The organism is Streptococcus pseudopneumoniae (genome assembly GCF_001072375.1).
GTDB classification, from domain to species: Bacteria; Bacillota; Bacilli; order Lactobacillales; family Streptococcaceae; genus Streptococcus; species Streptococcus pseudopneumoniae_L.
Genome location: NZ_JVKV01000020.1, coordinates 1 through 1,496 on the forward strand (window position 1 = coordinate 1; position 1,496 = coordinate 1,496).

A 1,496-nucleotide genomic window follows, 5' to 3' on the forward strand; every position below is an offset into this window, starting at 1 on the left:
GCACTTGTCGACGCTGACTTAGATGCACTTGTTGAGGCACTTTGACTAGCACTTGTTGATGCTGATTTTGACGCACTCTCTGAAGCACTTCTGCTTGCAACTGTAGAAATAGACTTGCTAACTGAAATACTTTCTGATGTCAAATCCTTCAAGCTACTTTGGACAGTATCCACTGTCTTATCTCGATAAGTAACTGTAATCACACCACTATCAGATACAGCAAGCGAACCAATTTCTTTACCTTTTACATAATCTGTGCTAGTAAGAATCTTTGTATTGGCCTGCTTAAAGTTTTCAAGAACTTGATTCTTTTCTTCTTGCGTTAGTGCTGAAGGATTTTTAACACCTACTGTCGCACCACTTACAGGATTGTTACGCTCATTGAAACCTTTGATGTTAAGCGTCAAACGCCCTAAAGTATTTTGTCCAGCAGTGTCAAACACTTTGAAATCAAGGTTGTAAACACCTGGAGTCATTGGCTTCCAAGTATTAGAATCACGACCAATTGTCCCACTTACCACTGATATATGTTCAGTAGGATTTTTCCCGCCATAATAACCTTTGTATCCCGTCTTTGCGTCCGGTGTACGACTCATCGTCAGACCAGTGATGATAGTATTGTTCGGGTCAGCTAACGTACTTAGCACCCCTTTATCATCTCTCATGACAAAAGGAATTCCGTTTGCTCCCCCTAGAACCTCATCGTTATAAATCTCAACATAAGAAGGGTTGATAGAGATAGTCGGCTTTTTATCTTCTGCTCTTTGACCTACACCGGTAGCAACCGTTCCATGCATAAGTCTAGTGTAGTTTCCAGCAGTTGAATCGCTTTCGAACGGTCTACTACTTGTAGCCACCTGGGCATCCAAAGTAGCTTCACTAGAATTATTATTCACCGTTGCATAGATTAAAATAGTCGCATCTAAGTTTCTATTCAAATCATGGCGCTTGTTAAAGACGTACTCATTCCCAGAACCACCACGTTTTTCCATCGGTTCTCCATTGAAAAGAACACGAGTGATGGTTGTGTTTTTATCCACTTGCGCAATCAGACCAGCGTAGTTAAGTGTACTCTGCGAATGCATGTTGATACGCCAAAGAACTTCACGGTTACCGCTCGCAAATGTTCCTTGCTCAAGTGAGGCAGTCGTATGCTCATTCAGCGTTACAGGTGCAAAACCTCTGAGGCTTTCTCCTGTTGGCATAGCTTGACCATTACGGCTGTCACGCTGACCTGAATTTGCACGTAAAACAGCATTAGCAATAGAGTTGCGTGCTGAAGTAGCAGATTTAACAAGTGCACCTAGGTCTGCAGTTGGATCTTTCAGCGCATCTTCAATTTCAGAAATCGCGGTTTGAACTTTAAGAATCGCAGTGTCCGTATCTGGCAAATCTACTGCTTTTGCAAGATACTCACCCATCTCAGCTGAAAGTTTAGCTAGTTTCTTACGGTCTTCTTCAACCTTCTTAGCAGTTGCTTCTGTAGCAGCAGTTGT

Annotated in this window: 1 protein-coding gene; it reads right to left on the minus strand. The window is 42.4% G+C overall.

The window, feature by feature from the left end; translation table 11 throughout:
* Positions 1–1,496, minus strand: a 1,496-nt coding sequence (locus ADH31_RS01615) for a hypothetical protein (protein ID WP_049508556.1), incomplete at both ends; no start/stop codon positions are given.